The 22079-nt window shown below is 54.3% G+C and carries 17 protein-coding genes and 1 pseudogene; 14 read left to right on the forward strand and 4 right to left on the reverse strand.

Translation table 11 applies throughout. The annotated features are described in order from the left end of the window. Positions 1-68 precede the first annotated feature (68 nt). Positions 69-1883 (forward strand): proline--tRNA ligase, encoded by a 1815-nt coding sequence (locus QN215_RS03545; protein ID WP_369344735.1) that lies wholly within the window; start codon positions 69-71, stop codon positions 1881-1883. Between the two features lie 338 nt (positions 1884-2221). Continuing rightward, complete coding sequence (locus tag QN215_RS03550; RefSeq protein WP_369344736.1) at positions 2222-2770, forward strand: single-stranded DNA-binding protein; 549 nt, start codon at positions 2222-2224, stop codon at positions 2768-2770. A 43-nt stretch (positions 2771-2813) separates the two neighbouring features. Here QN215_RS03550 and QN215_RS03555 read toward each other — a convergent pair whose 3' ends face one another. After that, positions 2814-4895, reverse strand: coding sequence for a M13 family metallopeptidase (locus tag QN215_RS03555; protein ID WP_369344737.1), 2082 nt, complete (start codon positions 4893-4895; stop codon positions 2814-2816). A 210-nt stretch (positions 4896-5105) separates the two neighbouring features. On the opposite strand from QN215_RS03555, the gene map reads away from it, so the two are divergent. Together map and QN215_RS03565 are read left to right on the forward strand one after the other, a co-directional pair. Then, positions 5106-5915 (forward strand): type I methionyl aminopeptidase, encoded by an 810-nt coding sequence (gene map, locus QN215_RS03560; protein ID WP_369344738.1) that lies wholly within the window; start codon positions 5106-5108, stop codon positions 5913-5915. Between the two features lie 308 nt (positions 5916-6223). After that, positions 6224-7513: a citrate synthase gene (locus QN215_RS03565; RefSeq protein ID WP_369344739.1), complete on the forward strand. Its 1290-nt coding sequence runs from the start codon at positions 6224-6226 to the stop codon at positions 7511-7513. Between the two features lie 24 nt (positions 7514-7537). Here the strand turns inward: QN215_RS03565 and dapD are convergent, their stop codons facing one another. Next, entirely contained in the window at positions 7538-8527 is a 990-nt protein-coding gene (dapD, locus tag QN215_RS03570) for a 2,3,4,5-tetrahydropyridine-2,6-dicarboxylate N-succinyltransferase (protein WP_369344740.1), read from the reverse strand. Between the two features lie 298 nt (positions 8528-8825). Here dapD and QN215_RS03575 point away from each other — a divergent pair, with 298 nt between their 5' ends. The 10 genes and pseudogenes from QN215_RS03575 to QN215_RS03620 all read left to right on the forward strand — a co-directional run bounded on the left by QN215_RS03575 (position 8826) and on the right by QN215_RS03620 (position 19692). After that, complete coding sequence (locus tag QN215_RS03575; RefSeq protein ID WP_369344741.1) at positions 8826-10706, forward strand: DUF6020 family protein; 1881 nt, start codon at positions 8826-8828, stop codon at positions 10704-10706. A 123-nt stretch (positions 10707-10829) separates the two neighbouring features. Further along, the gene (locus tag QN215_RS03580) at positions 10830-10961 is read left to right on the forward strand and encodes a hypothetical protein (protein WP_369344742.1); all 132 of its coding nucleotides are present in this window, start codon (positions 10830-10832) and stop codon (positions 10959-10961) included. A gap of 99 nt (positions 10962-11060) precedes the next feature. After that, positions 11061-12203 carry a peptide chain release factor 2 gene (prfB, locus tag QN215_RS03585; RefSeq protein ID WP_369344743.1) on the forward strand — a complete coding sequence of 381 codons (1143 nt, stop codon included), beginning with the start codon at positions 11061-11063 and terminating at the stop codon, positions 12201-12203. A 5-nt stretch (positions 12204-12208) separates the two neighbouring features. Next, positions 12209-13696: a cell division ATP-binding protein FtsE gene (gene ftsE, locus QN215_RS03590; RefSeq protein ID WP_369344744.1), complete on the forward strand. Its 1488-nt coding sequence runs from the start codon at positions 12209-12211 to the stop codon at positions 13694-13696. Next, positions 13693-14616 carry a permease-like cell division protein FtsX gene (ftsX, locus tag QN215_RS03595; protein ID WP_369344745.1) on the forward strand — a complete coding sequence of 308 codons (924 nt, stop codon included), beginning with the start codon at positions 13693-13695 and terminating at the stop codon, positions 14614-14616. Before ftsE ends, ftsX begins: the two co-directional genes overlap by 4 nt. A 107-nt stretch (positions 14617-14723) precedes the next feature. Next, positions 14724-16181, forward strand: coding sequence for a CHAP domain-containing protein (locus tag QN215_RS03600; RefSeq protein WP_369344746.1), 1458 nt, complete (start codon positions 14724-14726; stop codon positions 16179-16181). A 54-nt stretch (positions 16182-16235) separates the two neighbouring features. Beyond that, a complete protein-coding gene (gene smpB, locus QN215_RS03605; RefSeq protein ID WP_369344747.1) occupies positions 16236-16712 on the forward strand; it encodes an SsrA-binding protein SmpB in 477 nt (158 codons plus the stop codon). 155 nt (positions 16713-16867) lie between these two features. Then, a pseudogene (locus QN215_RS03610) lies at positions 16868-17828 on the forward strand (ABC transporter substrate-binding protein). Between the two features lie 116 nt (positions 17829-17944). Then, on the forward strand, positions 17945-18916 hold the full coding sequence (locus tag QN215_RS03615; protein ID WP_369344748.1) for an amino acid ABC transporter permease: 972 nt from the start codon (positions 17945-17947) through the stop codon (positions 18914-18916). Next, a complete protein-coding gene (locus QN215_RS03620) occupies positions 18913-19692 on the forward strand; it encodes an amino acid ABC transporter ATP-binding protein (RefSeq protein ID WP_369344749.1) in 780 nt (259 codons plus the stop codon). Before QN215_RS03615 ends, QN215_RS03620 begins: the two co-directional genes overlap by 4 nt. Here the strand turns inward: QN215_RS03620 and QN215_RS03625 are convergent. Both QN215_RS03625 and QN215_RS03630 read right to left on the reverse strand, forming a co-directional pair. After that, entirely contained in the window at positions 19637-20269 is a 633-nt protein-coding gene (locus QN215_RS03625; RefSeq protein ID WP_369344750.1) for a uracil-DNA glycosylase family protein, read from the reverse strand. The genes QN215_RS03620 and QN215_RS03625 overlap by 56 nt on opposite strands. A gap of 73 nt (positions 20270-20342) precedes the next feature. Continuing rightward, on the reverse strand, positions 20343-21980 hold the full coding sequence (locus QN215_RS03630) for an ATP-binding protein (RefSeq protein ID WP_369345049.1): 1638 nt from the start codon (positions 21978-21980) through the stop codon (positions 20343-20345). Positions 21981-22079: the final 99 nt, after the last annotated feature.

Below are 22079 nucleotides of genomic sequence, written 5' to 3' on the forward strand. Positions count from 1 at the left end.
AAGGCCTGATGTCACGCGTGCCGAATGCTTGAAAGCTATGTCCTTCAATATGAATACCCTTGGGATTCATGAGTTCTCAAGCGCTTCGCATGTCATCACTGTTTCTTCGTACCCTGCGAGAAGATCCCGCAGATGCCGATGTCGATTCGGCCAAGCTGCTGGTTCGTGCGGGATATATTCGCAAGACTTCGCCAGGAATCTATGCCTGGCTGCCTCTTGGATTGCGTGTTCTTGCCAAGGTTGAGGCAATCATCCGCGAGGAAATGAGCTCCATACACGCTCAGGAGGTGCACTTCCCGGCATTGCTGCCGAAGGCGCCATATGAGGCCACCCATCGCTGGGAAGAATACGGCGACAACATTTTCAGGTTGAAGGATCGTCATGAGGCGGACTACCTTCTTGCTCCCACGCATGAGGAAATGTTCACGCTTCTGGTCAAGGACATGTATTCGTCATACAAGGATCTTCCAGTGAACCTGTATCAGATTCAGACGAAGTATCGTGACGAATTCCGTCCGCGCGCTGGTCTGATTCGTGGCCGCGAATTCATCATGAAGGATGGATATTCGTTCACGATTGACGAGGAGGGTCTGAAGACCTGCTACAACGACGAGCGTGAAGCATATCAGCGTATTTTCAATCGCCTCGGCGTGCGGTTTGTGATCGTTCATGCCGTTTCCGGGCCTATGGGAGGTTCGGAATCCGAGGAGTTCCTCGCTCCGCTCGCCATAGGTGAGGATACTTTCGCGCAGGCACCTTCGGGCAAGGCATGGAATGTGGAAGCGCTTACAACTCCTGCCATCCAAGACGTCGATTTCTCTGCAACTCCCGCGATGGAAGCGCTTACGACACCTGATTCCACGACGATTGATTCGCTGGTAAGTCAGGCAAACGACCTTCATCCACGAGCCGATGGACGCGCTTGGAAAGCCGCAGACACGCTCAAGAATCTGATCATCGCGGTCAAGCATGCCGAAGACAAGGATCATGACAAGCCTTGGCGTGAGCTGGTTGCGATTGGAGTTCCGGGAGATCGACAGGTCGACATGAAGCGTCTTGAAGCACAGTTCGCTCCATCGGAAATCGAAGAGGCCACTGCCGAAGATCTGAAGAAGCATGCGGAATTGGTCAAGGGCTACATCGGACCGGGGGTACTTGGTCCGCAGGCCGAGCAGTCTGGGATCGATGAACCGATCACATATCTTCTTGACCGCCATATTGCTCGCGGATCCGCGTGGGTGACAGGAGCGGACCACAACGAGACACACGTATTCAACGCCGTGTATGGTCGAGATTTTGAGGCCAACGGGAGCGTCGAGGCCGTTGAGGTTCGTCATGGAGACATGAGTCCAGACGGCTCGGGTCCATTGAGCTTCGAACGTGGTGTCGAAATCGGTCAGGTATTCCAACTGGGGTTGAAATACTCCAATGCCTTGGACCTGAAGGTGCTGAACGAGAATGGCAAGGCAGTCCCCGTATGGATGGGCTGCTATGGCATTGGCGTGTCGCGCGTGCTCGCCTGCATTGCCGAAACTCATCACGACGAGAAGGGTCTGGCTTGGCCGGTTGCGGTCGCTCCGGCTCAGGTGCATGTGTTGGCCACAGGCAAGGACCCCAAGGTGTTCGCGGCTGCAGAACAGCTGGTTGGTGAACTCGAAGGTCGGGGGATTGAGGTCCTGTTCGATGACCGAGCGAAGGTTTCCCCGGGCGTGAAGTTTACCGACAGTGAGTTGCTTGGCGTGCCGCTCGTCGCCATCGCAGGTAGGGATACCGCAGCCAATGGCACGATTGAAATTCGTGATCGCGATGGTTCCCATTCACAATCGCTGCCCGCATCTCAGGCGGCTCAGGCGATTGCCGATCGGGTAGCACAGCTGGACTGAATGGCATCGGGTCTGAAATTGCAAGTAGTTCAGGCCCAACCCTCATATGTGATGTGATGTGATGTGATGTGATGTGATGTGATGTGATGTGATGTGATCCTGCGTTGGTCGCAACGTAGGTCATAGTGTCCGGCATAGTGTCTGCTTGCCTCGATGTGGTCGAATGTGCGTTAAATTCCGTTGAATGCTGGGATTTCGCCACATTCGACCACATTTGCATTTCTGGTGTCTTCCTCATTTCAATATTGGCATAGTTATCTCACCGCAGTTGCTTAGCTGCGAAACGATATCGAATGGGCAGCTCGTATGCCCATGGCAATGTTGAGGAAGGAATTATCATGGCATCACAGCAAGGAACGATTACGATCACGGGATTCGTCGCCACGGAGCCGTTACAAATTGGCCGAGAGGAAAGCAATCCGGTCTGCACATTCCGCCTGGCTTCAACCAGAGGCTACTTTCATGTAAAAAGGAATCAGTGGGAGGAACGCGCCACGACATGGATGACCGTGAAAGCGTACAAGCATCTGGCTTCGAACGTGCTGCAGTCCATTCATAAAGGTCAGCCGGTGGTTGTCAGCGGAGTGCTGGAAACGGAGGAATGGACCGACAAGCATGGAGACCATCAATCCGCAGTGATTATCGAGGCCTCTTGCATCGGCCATCATCTCGGCTTGGGCGTGAGCTCCTTTACTCGAAAGAAATCTCCCGTGGCAGCATCGAGCGATCATCATGAGTCTGCAGACCCTGATGCCCACAAGGTAGCTCGCACTGCAACGGGCAAGATTCCGATACCAATGTCGGACCCAAAGGCAGACTATCAACCGTTCGCACCGCAACCGAGCAATCCTCCAGCCGCAGCGACACAATCCCTTCAACCTGCATGATCCTGAGGGCAAGGTGAAGGGATTGTTCGCCTTGCCCTCACGATCACCATATGCGTACGCGGTGTTCTGGCTCAATCCACATGCCGTCTGTGGCCTTCACATCGAATGCCTCATAGAATAGGTCAACGTTGCTGACGATGCCATTCGTCCTGAATTCTGCAGGGGAGTGCGGATCGATCTGTAGATACTGTTCTGCAAGCTCGTCGCGCATCTTGGTACGCCAGATGGTCGCGTAGGAAAGGAAGAAGCGCTGCAGTCCGGTGAAGCCGTCAAGCGTCGGAGCACTGTCGAGTGCGTTTCGGATACCCTCGGGGCTTGCGTCTCGAGGCTTGCCCTGGCTCTCTTCCAACGCGAATGCATAGGCCTTCAGCGAGATGTTGACGCCGCCCAAGTCTCCGATGTTCTCGCCTATGGTGAGCGCGCCGTTGACATGCGGAGCACGGTCTGGAGTTTCGGCATATTTGTCAGCGAGCTGCTGTGGAACGAAGGCATTGTATTCCTCGATCAGTGCCTTGGTGCGCTGTTCGAAGTTGCTGCGGTCGCTTTCGGTCCACCAGTCATGCAGCTGGCCGTCGCCGTCATACTTGCTGCCCTGATCATCGAAGCCATGCCCGATCTCATGCCCAATGACTGCTCCGATGCCACCGTAGTTGGCAGCATCCTCTGCATTCGGGTCGAAGAATGGCGGTTGCAGAATTGCAGCCGGGAAGACTATCACGTTAAGCGTTGGCTCATAATACGCATTCACGGTCTGCGGATTCATCAGCCATTCGTCTTTGTCGACGGGCTTGCCAGCCTTGGAAATCTGATAGCCAGTCTCGTAGGCGTTGGCAATGCGCAGATTCGCAATGAGACCGCGGTCTGCACTGACTTTCAATGCCGTATAGTCGCGCCAATGGTTGGTGAATCCGATTTTTGGCGAGAATTTCGCCATCTTGTCGAGCGCCTTCTTCTTGGTGTCTTCGCCAAGCCAGTCACTTGCAGCGATGGAGGATTCGTAAGCCTTGATGAGGTTGCCGACCAATTGTTCCATCTGCTGCTTGCTGCTTGGTGGGAAGTGGCGCAGCACGTATTCGCGTCCCGCCTCTTCTCCGCATGTGGAGTTGACAAGTGCCACACCACGCTTCCAGCGGTCACGCATCTGTGTCGTTCCAGAAAGGGTCTTGCCATAGAAGTCGAACTTTGTCTGTTCGAAGTCGCTGCTCATGAAGGTAGCCCATGCAATAAGCGTATGAACTCTTGCCCAGAGCTTGAGATCTTCCAAATCCGCGCGACTCCACAGGTCGTTGAGACCGGTAAGGAAGCTCGGTTCGTGCACGATGGTATGAGCCATGGCGGTTTTCATGTCAACGGGCTGATCTGCAGCAGTTGAGGTTGCGTTGTATGCGAACTGCCAGGCGGAAACCCATGTCTCGATGTCGAATGAGTCGAGCGTTGAACTCAATTCGTCGAAGGTGGTTGGATTGTATGTCTTATCTTCATCGCGAGTCTCCACGTTGTTCCAGTGGTGCGCTGCAAGATGCGTTTCGAAGGCAAGGAATGCGGCAGCCTTGTCCTGAGCCTCGCTCATAGGTGTCTCCTGATGCGCGAGATGCAGGAGCTTGGCAACCATGTCTGTGTATGATTCGCGAACTGCAGCATAGCGTTCTTCGCGATAGTAGGCCTCGTCGGGCAGTCCCAGACCGCCTTGGGCGATGTGAATGATGTTGCGTCCGGCATCACCGGGATCGCCATAGACGGCAATGTCCAAGAGATCGGGGCCTCCGGTTGGATTCAATGATCCCAATACCTTGGTGAGTTCTGACTTGTCGGCAGCATCCTCGATAACGCTCAGGGCTGAGACAATGGGCTTGATTCCTGCCTGCTCGATAGCTTCGGTGTCAAGGAAACTGTCATACAAAACTGAGGACTTTGGCGCAGGCTTGGATTCGTCCTCGAGGATGTCACGAATCTGCTGTTCGGCGTTCTCTGCCAGCACTGCAAAGGAGCCATATGCCGGCCGGTCTGGTGGGAGCGTATAGGTGTCGATCCAAGGCCCATTCACGAAGCGGAAGAGATCCTGGGTTGGCTTGACTATTGAGGAGAAGGATGTCGGGTCAATCCCTGAATGTAAATCGTGTGTCATAAACCAAAGCGTAGCCACGCAAGGTGACAACACAACAGTTCATGAACGCTTATGTATTGCACGATGTACTGCCCGGTTGCTTGCATCTGTGGCATGCGTGCGTGCTTGCCAGCGGGCTTATTGCCAAGGCATTATGCGCGATTATACGATTATGATGGGCAAGGGGCGAGGTACCATACATACTATCCGACTATTGAGAAAGATTATCAAGTGATAGAACTGAAGACACCAGATGAAATCAAGGCCATGAGGCCAGCTGGGAAATTCGTAGGCGATATTCTCAAGAATCTGCGCGAGAGCACACATCCCGGAACAAACCTGCTGGAAATAGACGATTATGTGCGCCGCCGCATCGAAGAGCGCAAGGGGGCGGTATCGTGCTACGTCGATTATGCGCCTGACTTTGGAACGGGACCTTTTGCACATTATATCTGTGCATCAGTCAACGACGCTGTGCTGCACGGCGTACCGTATGATTACACGCTGAAGAACGGCGACCTACTGTCACTCGATCTTGCGATCACAGTAGACGGCTGGGTTGGAGACTCTGCAATCAGCTTCATCGTTGGCGAGCAGAAGGATCCCGAAGATCTACGACTGATTAAGACCACCGTCGACGCTCTGCGCGCAGGTATCTCTCAGGCAGTGCCGGGCAATCGTCTGGGCGATGTGTCTGCGGCAATCGGAGATGTCGCGCACGAACAGGGATATACGGTCAATCTGGAATTCGGCGGTCATGGCGTTGGCCATATCATGCATGGCGACCCTCACGTTGCCAATGATGGCAAGGCCCACCACGGCTATAAGCTTCGTTCGGGTCTGGTCATTGCCATTGAGCCATGGTTCCTCAGGACCACCGATGAAATCGTTCAGGATCAGCGCGATGGATGGACGCTTCGTTCCGCCGACGGTTCTCGTGGAGCCCATACCGAGCACACCATCGCGATTACCGACGACGGTCCAATCATTCTTACCCGCCGCGATGAGGACGATGCAGCGATTCCCGATAACGCGCGATAGTCTGAGATAGCTGTCAAACCATGTGTCGAGCCCCGCATAGGTGCAGTGACCATGGTTTCAGCCAACAAGGTTTCAGCCTGATACTGTGCATCATGCGGCAATGCAGTGAAATCTCGCGATAGCACACCAGCGGTGCCACTATGCGCTGCCGAATACGGTTTTGAGATGCCAGTTGATAGATGTAACAATCTTTCTGGTAGGATGTCGTGTTCAGTAGCGCACAGCTATGCGTGACGAACTATTCGCGAAATATCGCCCGCGACTGTATCTTTTCGCAGAGGATACGCACGAGAAGCTGGAGGCTCATTATGACCATTGCCAATCTGGACGTTGATTCCGATTCATTCAAGCTCCCCGTCGTTAAGGCCACGTGTGGCCCAGACGGGATTGTCGTTTCCACATTGAGGAACGATGGCTGGGTCACGCTTGATCCAGGATTTCTCACCACAGCCCAATGCGAATCGAAGATCACCTTCATCGATGGCAATCGCTCGATTCTGAGATATCGCGGCTATCCCATCGAGCAGCTGTGCGAGCAATCCAACTTTCTTGAGGTGGCATGGCTGTTGCAGAAGGGGTCCCTGCCTTCGCGCTCGGAGTATGAGCATTATCGTGAGGGTGTCCTGAAGCATACGATGGTTGGCGAGGATTTCCGGACCTTGCTCGGCTCCTTCCCGCGCAATGCGCATCCCATGAGTGTGCTCGCCTCGTCAGTCAACGCATTGGCGACATTCTGCCCAGACACCTGCGACATCAACGATGAGGATCAACTCGACGCTGCTGCGGCAATCATCATGGCCAAAGTGCGAACCATCGTGTCATTGATTCATCGACGCCGCCGTAACGAACCGCTGCTCTATCCAGACATCACCCGCGGATATGTCGATGATTTCCTTCGCATGAGCTTTGCCGTGCCATACCAGCCCTTCGAATCGGATCAGCTGATGGTAGAGGCTTTGGACAAACTGCTGATCATTCACGCAGACCATGAGCAGAACTGCTCCACGTCGGTTGTGCGCATCGCTGCCTCGGCTCATGCCAATCTGTATTCTGCCATTGCGGCGGGAATCAACGCTCTTTCCGGCCCCCTGCATGGCGGGGCGAACGAAGCGGTACTGAAGCAGCTCGAAGAGATTAAGAATTCAGGCATGTGCGTGCGCCAGTTCGTTGAGGATTCGAAGAAGGAAGGACGCCGGATTTCGGGGCTGGGACATCGCGTATATAAGTCCTTCGATCCGCGTGCCAAGATAGCGAAGCAGTGGCTTACCCGAATCATGAGCGAGCGATCATTCAACCCGCAGAGCGAAGACCGTGAGCTCTTCGATGTTGCGAACGAACTCGAAGACATAGCCCTTCACGACGAGTATTTCATATCGCGGCATCTTTATCCGAATGTGGACTTCTATACAGGGTTACTGTACAAGGCCATAGGATTTGATTCGGAAATGTTCACCACACTGTTTGCGCTCGGTCGCATTCCGGGCTGGATTGCCCAGTACCGAGAGCTGCTCAAAGATCCGATGACGAAGATAGGACGTCCGCGCCAGGTGTATACCGGCGAACCCCAGCGCGACTACGTTCCCATCGATAATCGTTAATCGATAATCATTACATGCGATGTCTCAGGCATTCGAGTGCAGCTGAGCGTTCAGCTCGATGCCTGTTGCTCGACTTCTCGCCTCAATCGCTCCGGTCACGGAGTTACGGATGAACAGAATGTGATCCTTGCCGCTCAACTCAGCACCCTTGACCACGTCAAGTGGCTGTCCGGCCGCAAGCTTTGCCTTGTCGTAGATCGTCACCTTGGTTCCAGCCGTCACATAGAGCCCAGCCTCCACGATGCACTCGTCGCCGAGCGAAATGCCGACGCCGGCATTGGCACCCAGCAGCGAATGCTTGCCTATCGTGACGCGATGCTTGCCGCCGCCCGAGAGCGTTCCCATGATGGAAGATCCGCCACCAATGTCGGATCCGTCTCCAACGACCACTCCCTGTGAGATGCGGCCTTCGACCATGGATGTCCCCAGCGTTCCGGCGTTGTAGTTGACAAAACCTTCATGCATGACGGTGGTGCCTTCAGACAGGTAGGCACCGAGGCGAATGCGGTCGGCGTTGCCGATGCGTACCCCCGTCGGGACTACATAATCGACCATGCGGGGGAACTTATCGATGGAAAGCACATTCACGTCAGGAACCGGTCCGAGCCCGTTCTTGGATGCGGCCTGCAAGACATCCATCTTGCGCTGCCCATAGTCCGACACGGCAAACGGCCCATAATTGGTCCATACCACATTCGTGAGCGCTCCAAAGATGTCATCAAGGTTCAAGGTGTTGGGCTTGGCCAAGCGCATGCTCAAGAGATGGAGTCGCAGATAGGCATCCGCCGCATCTTCGATCGGGTCGTCAAGTCTGCTGACGGTAAACACGGGAATTCTCCGTACGCCACGCATGTCGGCTTCATCATGAATCAGACTGCCGAAGCCGTGGTTCTCTCGTTCGGAGAGTTCGGGTGCAGCGCCGATTTCGAGTTTCGGATACCAGACGTCCAAGGTGTCGCCAGCGGCGCTGATGCTCGCCAAACCCCAACCCCATGCAGTACGACTCGATTCCATTGCTTTCTCCTTTTTGTGGCTGGTACATCGCTGTTGTCTATTGCTGTGCAGTAGAGATGCTGCACACTGGTGCTCTCTTGCCACAATAAGGTGTCGCAAGGATAATGAGAACTCAAAAGACGTTTTTTGCACATTGCCCATGCGTGTGAGATAAGGATTGTTAACACAGCTTGAAGGCGTGGCGTAGCTTTGACATTCAGATATCGTTGACCTTGAGAAGCGCTGTGTATAATTACGGCGGATCGAGGCGGCTGCTAGGCTGTTGTGCATGGTGATGAAAGAAACCGCGGGGTGACATATGAATACTGAAGATTCGGTGAGCACTGAGCTGCTCAAATCACATGCGGGAGATCGGAAGAACACATCGTTGAAACCTCAGTTGGAATCACGTTTCAGATCAATCGATGTATATGCTGCTCTGTTTTCTCTATGCATGTCAGCGTTGCTGGTTTTGGGGGTTTTCGTTCTCGACCATGTTTTTTCACCGCAGTTTCAGATCGTCGGAGCGTCAAGCTTTGCGCTGCTTGTCGTGATAGCTGTCGTCGGCTCCATTCCGCTATATTTGCTTACACATTGGTTGTTCCTCCGAATTGACGTACTTGTTGCCCGAACGCACGAGGCAAGCTCTGAGACTGATACCAGTGCTGTTCTCAATTCAACGAAGTCTGAACAGAAACATGTGGGTTTCTCCGCATTGCTTGCGCGTGCGTGGCTGAAATATTCATCGTTGATTCTCCTCGGATGGGTCCCTTATTTCTTGATACGCTTCCCAGGCAACATCGATTCAGACACGTACTGGGAATTAGAACAGGTGTATGGTCTTGTGCCACGGAATGACCAGCATCCATACTTTGATACGCTCGTCTTCGGAGCATTTTGGCGGCTTGGCGACATAATGCACAGCCATTTCATTTCCCTGCTGCTGTATGCACTGATTCAAATGATAGTGACTGCAGCGGTTCTTGGGCTGGCTCTGTGCTATATGCGTTACATCGGCGTACCGCGCTCCATGACCCGTGTCAGCCTGATATTCCTTTCGACGTTTCCCATAATCCCATTTTTTGCTGAGACCATGGCGAAGGACATGCTTTTCGGATGGGTTTGGGTGCTGTTCCTACTAGGTGTCATGGAAGCGGCGCGCAGCAGGGGGAATGCGCTACGCATTCCTTGGTTCCTGATAGGCTTCAGCGTTACGGTGCTGCTTCTGATGCTCACCAAGAAAACTGGCGTATATCTTGCTCTTGGAACGATTGTCATCATGCTCGTGTTCCTTAAAAACAGAGTCAGGCTGCTTTGCTCCTTGCTGATTCCCCTGATGCTGTTTCTTGGTGTGTGGACCTCAGCCTTGCTGCCGAGATGGAATGTGACTCCGGGACCGGAACGTGAAATGTTGGCTGTTCCCTCACAGCAGACTGCCATGTATATCAAACGCAATAGTGCGAACATGACCCGCGCGGACTGGAAGGTGCTGTCGCGGGTGTTTCACGATCCACAAAGCTTGCCGCTCACCTACACGCCAGCTCGCGGTGATAACACCAAGGGCAGGTGGATTGAAGATGCGAGCAGGGCCGACAAGGAAGCTTTCGTACTATGGTGGATGGAGCATTTCTTCAAGGATCCGGGCAGCTACATGCTGGCAACGGCTGCCAACACACTTCCTCTGTATTACCCGGATATTTCCACGGAAGGCAGCGAAAGCACGTTATTCTATGGCGATAAGATCACACCGCAAGGTCAGGATGATAACGGTCTTATCGACACGCTCATCAACTATTCAGGGGGCAAGGCGACACGCGCCGACATCCTTGAACTGATGGGCGGAACCAACAGGTACCCGGCTGTCAGCACACTTTCGACAACCTTCAACACGTGGTATTTGAATATGACTCGCGCTTTCCCAATCGTGTTCAGTAAGGTGCTCTATACAACGTGGATTCCGTTCTTCGCACTCGCATACTGCTTGAGGAGACATCAGTGGCTTGGTGTTCTTTGCATGGTTCCGGCAATGCTGACATTGTGCACGTTGTTCATCAGTCCCATTGCAATACCGAGGTATCTGGTGCCCGTGATTTATACGGCACCGCTTACGCTGGGATGTCTTTTCATCGGTGTGAACGCTCGTCGAATGTCGTTGGAAGGGTTGAACAGCAACAGGATCGACATGGACCAGGCGAAGTGAAGCGAGCTCAGCGAGGACAACTGGATGAAACAGCCGTCTGCAATGCATACGAATGTGCACTGGATGAACGGGAATTACTTCAGGTCATGTCTTCGGGGGAGTGCTTGTGTACCATGTAGTTATATGAGCAATGACCAAAAGGAACGCAGAAACGCGCAGAACAGGCGGAAGATGATAACCCGCATTGTTGTTGTCGTACTCGCTGTGGCTATGTTCGCCTCGCTTGTCATTCCAGCAGTCATTTCGGGGCTTTGACCTCACTGCCTCAACACCAAGAATAGATTCTGAGGTGCTGATGTGAAATCAGTGTGAGCAAAGGGAAGATAGCCGGTTGATGCCGGTAGGGTGGTAATGATGGCGGAATTTGATGTTAACCAAACAATAGAGCAGGCGCGCTCAACCTATGAGTCGATAGCCAAGGCAGTCGATCCTGAGATATTGAACAACAAGATCCATGAGCTTGAGCAGCAGGCGAGTGCCCCTGGACTCTGGGATGATCAGGATCATGCCCAGCAGGTGACCAGCGCACTCTCGGTGGCACAGACACAGCTGCGTCATCTTCAATCTGCAAGGCAGCGCTTGGAAGATGTCGAGACACTGTTGGAAATGGCGCAGGAGGAAGAGGACAAGGACACTCTCGATGAGGCTCAGCGCGATGCCGAACAGCTGTTGCAAGACCTTTCGGACATGGCAATTCAGACTTTGCTCGATGGTGAATACGATGCTCGTGCCGCGGTCGTGACGATTCGGTCTGGCGCTGGTGGCGTCGATGCCGCCGACTGGGCACAGATGCTGATGCGGATGTATCTACGCTGGGCTGAGCGACACGGTTTCAAGACTCAGATCATGGATACCTCGTATGCCGAGGAGGCGGGCATCAAGTCGGCCACATTCCAGGTCAACGCCGCATACGCCTATGGAAGGCTTTCGGTCGAGGGAGGAACGCATCGTCTCGTTCGTATTTCCCCCTTCGACAATCAGGGGCGTCGCCAGACAAGTTTTGCAGCGGTTGAGGTGATTCCGCTCGTTGAGGCAACCGACCATATCGACGTGCCGGATTCCGATATCCGTGTGGACACCTACTGCTCGTCAGGGCCTGGCGGTCAGGGAGTGAATACGACGTACTCTGCGGTTCGCATCACCCACTTGCCTACGAACATCGTCGTGACCATGCAGGATGAACGTAGCCAGATACAGAACCGTGCAGCCGCAATGGCTGTGCTGCAATCGCGTCTGCTTGTGCTTCGCCATGAGGAAGAGGCCAAGAAGAAGAAAGAGCTCGCCGGTGATATCAAGGCCAGCTGGGGCGATCAGATGCGCTCGTATGTGTTGCATCCCTATCAGATGGTGAAGGATCTTCGCACCGGCTATGAGACGTCTGACACACAGGGCGTTTTCGATGGTGACATTGACGCTTTCATCGATGCTGGAATCCGTTGGAGACATCAGCAGCGCCGTGAGGCCGCTGAAGAGAAAGCGGAAGAGAACAAGGAGTAGTTTCCATGGCGCTTATTTCAATGAAGCATGTGACCAAAATCTATCCGAAGGGCACCCGCCCTGCTTTGGACGACGTGAATCTTGACATTGAGCGTGGCAACTTCGTCTTCCTTGTAGGGGCTTCCGGCTCAGGAAAATCGACGCTGCTGAGTCTTCTGCTCCACGAGGAGCTGGCTACCGACGGTGAAATCAGAGTCGCGGGCAACGATCTTCGCAGACTGAACAATCGCAGAGTTCCGCAATATCGGCGCTCCTTGGGATTCGTGTTTCAGGATTACAAGCTGCTGACGAACAAGACCGTATGGCAGAATGTCGCATTTGCGCTCGAAGTGATTGGAACTCGACGTTCGACAATACGTTCCCTCGTGCCGCAGGTGTTGAAAACCGTTGGTCTGACGGGCAAGGAAAATAACTTTCCTCACGAACTTTCCGGCGGTGAGGCTCAACGCGTCGCCATCGCACGAGCATATGTGAATCATCCTCAGATATTGCTTGCTGACGAGCCGACCGGAAACCTTGATCCGACCACGTCTCTGGGCATCATGGAAGTGCTTGATGCCATCAATCGCACGGGAACGACCGTCGTCATGGCAACGCATAACGAGGAGATCGTGAACTCCATGCGCAAACGTGTAGTTGAGCTGCATTCCGGAAAAATCGTGCGTGATGAGCGTAACGGTTCGTACGATTCCGCGAAGTTCTTCCCCGATGCCGATGTCGCAGCCAAGGCGCATCAGGCGTTGAAGCGCGGGGCTGCCGCCAATGTGGCGCAGAGCGCCGAGAGCGGGGCCGTCGCCCAACCTCTGGTCGCGGCCGATTCGACACCGCAGGAATCCTCCACCATCGACACGCATGACATGGATAGATTCAAGAACAAGACCACGGAAAGCACCGCGGTGAACGGCGAGGACCATGAGCACAAGGCATCACGCGAATCTGCGGAGCATGCCACGGGGAGCAAAGATTCCTCGCAGACTCGAAGCGAAAAAGCGGCTGCAGAAAAGGGCTTGAAGCCAGGCTCCTCCGATGCAGCGCCATCGGTGTCATCCCCGGCTGCAGCTCCAGTTTCAGCTCAGGCAACGTCTCCAGCAGCGCCATCTCCAGCAGCGCCAAATCCATCAGCGCCAACTCCACCCAAGCCCCATGCCGAAAGCACAGCCAACGAAAGTACAGCCAACGAAGGCATCGCACGACTGGCCAAGTCGGTGCATTCAGGCAAGACCGGCCGTTATGGCAAGGCTTTCGCACCAGTTGAAAACACGCTGACTTGGGGCAAGGGCATCACCGTCGACGATGTCAAGGGAGAAGCCCACCAGCCTCCCATACCGCCCAAGGATCCCCACGAAGCCACCCGGGCAGCAGCACCGTCGGAACAGATCAAGGAAGACGTCAGGGAGCGGGGCAAGGCATCTGATTCCAAGAGGCATTCGTCACCTTCGACATCAACGCCAGCGTCGCCGTCTGCGGACGGTCATGAGGAGGCCAAACAATGAGGTTGCGTTTCATTCTCTCTGAAACTTGGACGAGTCTCAAGCGAAACGGTTCCATGATTCTTTCAGTCACGCTGGTGACTTTCATATCGTTCCTCTTCATCGGCGCTGCGGTGCTCATGCAGACTCAGATCACCAAGGCAAAAGGGGACTGGTACGACAAGGTTGAGGTCGTCGTGTGGCTGTGCCCTGACGGCACGAGTCAGGCTGCGTCATGTGCATCCGGCAAATCGCCGACTCAGGACGAGATCGTCAGCATCGAAGACACGATCAACAATGAGCTTTCGCATGATGTTGCGAAGATCACCTATGTGAGCAAGCAGCAGTTCTATACCAACACATTCTTGAAGCAGTATCCGAATGGCGTCTACCAAGGTCGGACCCTGACCGCAGCAGACATGCAGGATTCATTACGCCTGAAGCTTACTGATCCACAAAAATATCAGGAAGTGTCCGAAGTCCTCACCGGTAGAACGGGCGTCGAACAGGTCGAGGATCAGCGGCAGATTTTCGATCCTGTGTTCAATGCGCTGAACAAGGCGACTGAAGTTACGGTGGTGCTGGCAGGGGTCATGGTTATCGTTGCGATCATGCTCACAGGGACCACGATTCGCATGTCAGCAGCCTCTCGGCGCAGCGAAACGGAAATCATGCGCTACGTGGGAGCATCCAACTGGACCATTCGATTACCGTTCATTCTTGAGGGTTCCGTTGCTTCGATCATCGGTTCGCTGCTTGCCGTGGGCACGTTGAGTCTCGTCGTCGATACCTTCATCACGAACTGGCTTGCGAAGTCCGTAACGTGGATGCCTTTCATCAGACAGAGCAACGTACTGTTCACGGCACCGTTCCTGATAGTGGGTGCGATAATCCTCTCGGCGCTTGCGTCAGCGGTTTCGCTCCGAAGGTATCTGAAAGCGTAGCTCCTGCACAATATTGGTTGTAGCGTTCATAATTGCGAGGAAGATTCTGCAACGTTGAGCTTGAGACGCTACAATGTCACACACGAAGTAGTTGAAAGGTTGATGCAATGGGTGCAACGCGAGGACGACGCGCTTTCATGTGCGCTGCAATGAGTTTTGCCATGTTCATGACCATCGGTGTAACGAGCGGCGGTATCATGGTGTCCACGGCCGAAGCTGTTCCGAGTTATTCGCAGTATCAGCAGGCAATTGAAACCAACAACCAGCTCAAGGCTCAGCTGGTCGGAGTCAGCGCTGACTTGCAGAACAAGATTCTGCAACTCAACGACCTGACATCCAACCAGATTCCAGCAGCCCAGACAGCCGCGAACGCCGCCCAGAATGCCGCACAGCAGGCGAAGGATCAGGCCAGTGCAGCCCAGGACAGACTCAACGCCGCCAAAAACGACAAGGCGGAGCTAGAAAAGAAAATTGCGCAGACTGGCGCGAATTACGATGATGCCAAAGAGGCGGTGGCTCAGCTGGCCCGTGATAGTTTCCACGGCTCAAACACCTCCCAGGTCATGGATGTCGTGACCAATTCGAAGACCACCCAGCAGTTTGTGGATTCGATGCAGGCCAATGTAGCGGTCACCAGAACGGAAAATCAGGCTGCTGATTCGGCGGCCACTACGTTGAACACCTCGATGAATCGCAAGCAGCGGCTTGAATCGATCGAACAGGAAATAGCGACGTTGAAATCGCAGGCCGATCAGCAGTCAGCCACAGCGCAGCAGGCCGCTTCCGACGCGCAGGCAAAGCAGGCTTCACTACAGAAGCTGCGTGACGAAGGTACGGCTCAGCGCGCAAGTCTGGAAGCGCAGCAAGGTCAGCTGACTTCAGCGTCTGCCAAACAGGCTGCAGACATCGTCACGATCAAGTCACAGATCGATTCCTATAATCAGCAGGTTGCGGCTGCGGCTGCACAGGCATCGGCAAGCGCCGGGGGCGCTCAGCAGGTTGCCGGAGGCGGAGCTTCCTCGGGTTCGGGTTCATCGGCTCCCTCAGGCTCATCAGGTGCCAGCTCAGGTTCATCATCAAACTCTGGTTCATCGTCAAATAGCGGTTCAGCAGCATCTTCCGGTGCAAGCGGCATGAACTATGCCGTTCCGGGCAGTTGCGGTTCGACGGCATCGTTCTGCTATGGACATAGCACAGGAAGATCGGCTGTCGGAGCAGGGGCATATCCGTCCAGACAGTGCACGCTATGGGCATATCTTCGTCGGACCGAACTAGGATTGCCTGTCGGATCTTATATGGGCAATGGCGGGTACTGGGCTGCAACTGCACGAGGTCTGGGCTATCTGGTCAATAACACGCCCCATGTCGGAGCTGTTATGGTGGTGGCACCCGGACAGCGCGTCACCTCCTGGACTGCCGATGCCACCTATGGGCATGTGGCCATTGTGGAACGAGTCAATTCCGATGGTACGATTCTGATTTCAGAAGGTGGAACCGGCTTTTCGACATTCCCTGCCTCCGAGATTGTTTCCAGCCCAAGCAGGTTCCAATACATTCACTACTGAGTTCGTTTCAGACATGTGCTGAGGCGTATCGGTACGCTACTAAAGAAGGGCACTATGTCTAAGGAAGAGGGGACTTCGACAGTCGCCACCAACCGTCGTGCACGGCACGACTATGAGATAGAGGATCATCTCGAAGCGGGTATCGCGCTGACAGGTACCGAGGTTAAATCCTTGCGTGAGGGGCGTGCATCGCTGGTGGAATCGTTCGTCAGCATCGACCGGCGTGGAGAGATGTGGCTCGAAAATGCCAACATTCCAGAATATCTCAACGGCACCTGGAACAATCATGCCCCCAAGCGCAAGCGTAAGCTGCTGCTCCATGCTCGTGAGATTGCCAAGATGTCTCGCCAGATCGAGGCAAAAGGGTACACGATCATTCCTCTGAGCATCTATTTCAAGGATGGCAGAGTCAAGGTCGAGGTAGCCCTTGCCCGAGGCAAGCGCGAATTCGACAAGCGCCAAAGCCTTCGTGAGGCACAGGACAAGCGCGAGGCGCAGCGGGCGATGCGGTACAAAAACATGAAAGGCTGAGTGTCTCGCAGATTTTCACGCGCTTGAGTACCGTTTCAATGCAATGTTCGTCACATTGCCAGGCATGTAACCAAATTGTGACATAAGGCACTGCATTGACGCGGTATGGTTATGCGTACCATACTTTTGGTCTCATCTAGAGAGAGAAGAGAGCATTGAAAATTTCAACGAGCATCAAGGCTGCAATTTCGGCAACCATGAGCGTTGTCCTGCTGGCTGCACTTGCCGCTTGCGGCACTACGGATTCGAGTGAGAGTGCAAGTTCTGGAACTGCTTCGTCGTCAGCGGCGGGTATCCGTCCCTATGATGTGAGCTCAGTGCACAAGGATGAAGCCATTGCGTCGCTGCTTCCCTCGAGCGTCGCGAAGAGCGGAACCTTGAATGTCGGCATGGATACGTCATATGCACCTGCAATATGCACCTGCAGAATTCCTTGACTCGGATGGCAAGACGCCTATCGGGTACGATGTCGATCTGCTGAATGCTCTCTCTCGGGTACTGGGACTCAAGTCCAACCCTGAAACTGCAACCTTCGATTCGATCATTCCCAGCATAGGCAGCAAGTACGATATCGGCTTGTCAAGCTTCACCATCACCAACGAACGCATGAAGGCCGTTGACTTCGTCTCATACTTCAAGGCTGGCATGTCATATGTGGTCAAGAAGGGCAATCCCCAGAAGATCAATGCCAATGATCTCTGTGGCGTGAATGTTGCGGTACAGACTTCCACCACCGAAGAGGATGACATCAATGCAACGAGCAAGAAGTGCGTTGCTGATGGCAAGAAGGCAATCAACGTCCTCTCATACAAGCAGCAGACCGATGTCACCACGGCATTGGTGACCGGCAAGGTTGATGTGTTTTACGCCGACAGTCCTGTAGCCGGATATGCAATCCGTCAGACCGGCGACCAGCTGCAGGCTCTTGGCGACGATGTCGGCATCGCTCCACAGGGTGTTGCAATCAAGAAGGGCGACACGGCAATGGCTGATGCTGTCCAACAAGCGATGCAAAAGCTGATCGATGACGGCATGTATACTAAGATACTTTCACATTGGGGAGCGCAAAACGGAGCCATATCCAAGGCAGAAATCAATCCTGCCACTTCCGATTGATGCTTGGTGCATGCTTCCAAGTCTGATGTGAACACTGGTTCGTGAGATGCGTTTCCCCTACCATGGCTTAGCATGGCTGACCATGGGGAAACACAATCTCGTTAGAGGAGAAGTGAATGAAGCGTCGAGAAGATTCTGAACTGGGCATACCTGGCGAGATCAAGGCCCGTCCGGTGCGAAAGCCTGGACCGATCGTAGCCGCAATCGTTGTTCTGATCTTTGCGCTGATGCTTGTACATGGCATCGTGACCAATCCAAACTTTGACTGGCCGACGGTGTGGATGTATCTCTTCAACGAAAACGTGCTGAGCGGCATTGGCTGGACCTTGAAGCTCACGCTCTATTCAATGGTCATCGCCACGGTTCTGGCAATCATCCTCGCCGTCATGCGCAAATCATCAAATCCTGTGCTGCGCTGGGTGAGCTGGTTCTTCATTTGGTTCTTCCGTGGAACGCCTGTCTATACTCAGCTGATCTTCTGGGGACTGTTCGCCGTGCTGATTCCCCGTCTTGCCGTCGGTGTGCCGTTTGGTCCGGAATTCTGGAGCATTGACACCAAAAGTCTCGTCACTGCCAGTGTCGCGGCCATACTGGGTCTCGGACTCAACGAGGCTGCCTACCTGTCCGAAATCGTGCGTGCAGGCATTGAGGCCGTAGATGACGGTCAGACCGAAGCTGCAGAAGCACTCGGCATGAGACGTCCCCTTATCATGCGAAGAATCATCCTGCCTCAGGCAATGCGCATCATCGTGCCACCCACCGGTAACGAAACCATTGGCATGCTCAAGACCACATCGTTGGTCTCAGCCGTTCCTTTCAATCTCGAACTTCAGTTTGCGACCAATGCGGTTGCCAGCCGCATCTATAAGCCAATCCCACTTCTTTTGGTTGCCAGCATCTGGTATTTGGTCATCACGACCATTCTGATGATCCTGCAGGCCCAGTTGGAGAAGCATTTTGGCAAAGGCTTCGATAAGAGCTCTCCTTCACGCAAAGGCAAAGCCGCGGCAATCGACGCACCCATCGCTGAAAGCGCCACGGATCCAGCAGGAATTAACAAGGTGACCATGGGAGGTCTCAACGCATGAGCGGCGAAACGGCTGAAATCGAGATCAAGGGTGTGCACAAGGCTTTTGGATCGCTGCATGTGCTCAAGGGAATCGACATAAACATTCCTCAGGGTAGCGTGACTGCAATTCTCGGACCCTCCGGCTCAGGAAAGTCAACCCTGCTGCGCATGATCAATCAGCTGGAAACGAGGACAGCCGGAGACATTGTGGTGCATGGCGATTTGATTGGATACCGGCGTATAGGCACCGGAGCGAACGCCACCTTGCAGGAGCTCGATGACAAGGCCATTGCTGAGCAACGCGCCAAGATCGGCATGGTTTTCCAACGCTTTAACCTATTTCCCCACAAAACCGCCATCGAAAACGTGATGGAGGCTCCTGTTCATGTTGCCCATCGTTCCAAGTCCGATGCGCGTGGCGAAGCAGTCAGACAATTGACTCGTGTCGGTCTCGCTGATCGTCTGGACTATTATCCTTCGCAGCTTTCTGGCGGTCAGCAGCAGCGTGTCGCCATCGCACGAGCGCTGGCCATGCATCCCACCATCATGCTGTTCGACGAACCTACCTCTGCACTTGATCCTGAACTCGTCGGAGAGGTTCTGAGCGTGATGCGGCAGGTTGCAGAGGAAGGCATGACGATGGTGGTGGTCACCCACGAAATGGGATTCGCGCGTGAAGTTGCCGATCAGATCATCTTCCTGGACGAGGGTCTTGTGGTCGAACAGGGCGGGCCAGACATCATCGACAATCCACAGACAACGCGTTTCCAGGCGTTTCTAAAGTCGGTTCTGTGACTGCAACGATGCATCGGTAGGCTTCGATGAGTCTGTCCAAGGACATGGCAGCATTGGCTGGACTCGTTGAAGGCAAGGCTGTGATCGGCATCTGGATTCCCGCCACTTCGAGAGCAGGGGAGCAAAACCGGTCGAAGAGTTTTGCAGCTCTTGTACCCGTCGCATAGATCGCGTGGATGCGTGATTGTTGGATGATGCCTGCCAGATCGTTCACAACGGGATTGCGGATGCTGGCATCGCTCGCCCCTCTGATGTCGCAGGATTCGAGAACGTCCCATAGCGCGATGTGATGGTGGTGCAAGAAAGCTTGTCTGACTGCTATCGATTCGCTATGCAGCTGTCCGTCGTTGTGCGCCACAGCTTGTTGGTTCGAAGCGATATCGGTCGTTCTGGCAGCATCGCCGTCGCATGCAGGATAGAGAGCCTCAAGCACTTTCCAGAAACGATTTCGTGGGTGCATGTAATAGAATCCGGCTGCGCGAGATTTGGGGCTTGGCATGGACCCCAGCATCAGAATCTGCGATGCTTCATCCCACACCGGGCCGAAACCATGCTCAACATGTTCGTATGGCTTCATAGGGCGGTGCCATCCGTTCCCTTGGATACAGGGGGCAAGGCATCATCCGCATTGCAAGACTGCAGGGTGGATATCATCGTACCGACTCCCGAAGCAGCCGATATTGTTTCTGCGGATGCGGCTGCGTGGTGATGGATTCGACAAGACCCTTGTTCAACAGTGCGCGCAGTCCTGATGCCACGGAAATCGGAGAAAGATGCAGATCGAACATGATGTCACGAACGCTGGCAGAGGGCCGCTCCTCAAGCAGCTGGACGATGCGCTGGGCAATGTTGCGTTCGGCACTGCTTTCATATGCCCCGCGACGGGTGATCGTGACTTTGAAGCTATCGATGGTGTGATCGATCTCGGCAGGTTCCATGCCCTCGCTGCGCAGCGTCGCTGCAATCTGCTGATAGCCTGAGCCACCATTTTCGATGACATAGCCGCCATCGGGGTATGGAGTCGATTCAAGGATGGCAACAAGGAACTGATTCCTGGTCGAGGGCATGATCGGGTTTTTGAGCGTGCTATGGGTGACGGAACCAAACAATCCTCCAGGATTGGTGATTTCAATGCGGTTGGTAAACACGTCAACGCGAACTTGCGTGCCTTGCGACACAGGGGCATAGTCGCGGTGCATGATCGCATTCGCAATCGCTTCGCGCAGCACTGGTCGCGGATAATCGGGTGTCTGCTCGATGCCGTTGCTTTCGCGTTGCGGCCCGCTCGTCCATGACATCAAGGATTCGACGGCATCGTCGATGATGATGGGAATTGGTCCAGTGATGCTCTCAGCGGTAACGAGGTGTCCACCGCCAGAGAAGACTTCTGCTCTGCTCGTGCCAGGAAACACTGCGATGGTCACGTTCAGACGAGGAAAGTACTGCTGTGGATATCGTCCGAGAGCAAGCAGACCGGCCAAGGTCGGATGGAGCATCGCATAGCCGGCATCGATGGAATGCAAGGCCTGTTGCAGATTCTCGCTCTGATGCTGGGTCAGTTCGCTCACGCGCGTTCCGCCATGATCAGAATCCAGGTCAGCACCGGATACTCCCTGACCGGGGGATGGCGGCTCCGCTTCATCCTGTTTGGGTTCTGACGCAACATCCAGTATGCGCAGCGCTCGCAGTATGTCGATGTCAGTGCTGCCTTGAAAGACCTTCGGGTGAAGCTCGCGCTGTCGCTCGATGCAGCCATGTACCAGTGCAGGATTGAGATCGTCGATGCTCGCTTCGGCAACGATTCGCGCATCATATGTCGGCTGCGCCTGCTCTTCCATCAACCGCTCGACCTCATAGCCGGTCATGCGGCGATCGCCGTCGCCGGTGCGGATGAACGAGCCATTGTATGCACCCAGTGATGTGGTGTAGCAGGGTTTGTCTCGTGGCAGCATCTCGTCAATTCGTGCGAACACGAGATTGCTGCCCTCAAATGGGCACGTCATGATGATCGGGCGCACCACGGGCGTCATCTTTTCACATGCCTGACTCAGGGCCTCCTGCATGGAGCGAGCGTTGAAACCTTCGACAGGCGTAAAGCCAGCCTTCTCTGAAAGTCCAAGAATGATGTAGCCGCCCGAACCGTTGGAAAATGCAGAGAGCGTGTCGGTTATCGATGAGGAGAGCTTTCGTCTGCTCTCCTTCACCTCGCATTGCTGGGTATCATTGCCGATGATGCGCATGAGTTCGATGAGCTCGCTCATCGTTGTGGCGTAATCATCGTCTCGCATGTTCATCACCCGCCTGAATGAAGTCCCGTGTAATCTTTGTCCTTCATTCCAGCGTAGCTCACATGAGTGGGATTGATGGGGGAATAATCGCTGAGTGAG

This window comes from Bifidobacterium sp. WK041_4_12 (assembly GCF_041080795.1).
GTDB classification, from domain to species: domain Bacteria; phylum Actinomycetota; class Actinomycetes; order Actinomycetales; family Bifidobacteriaceae; genus Bombiscardovia; species Bombiscardovia aquikefiricola.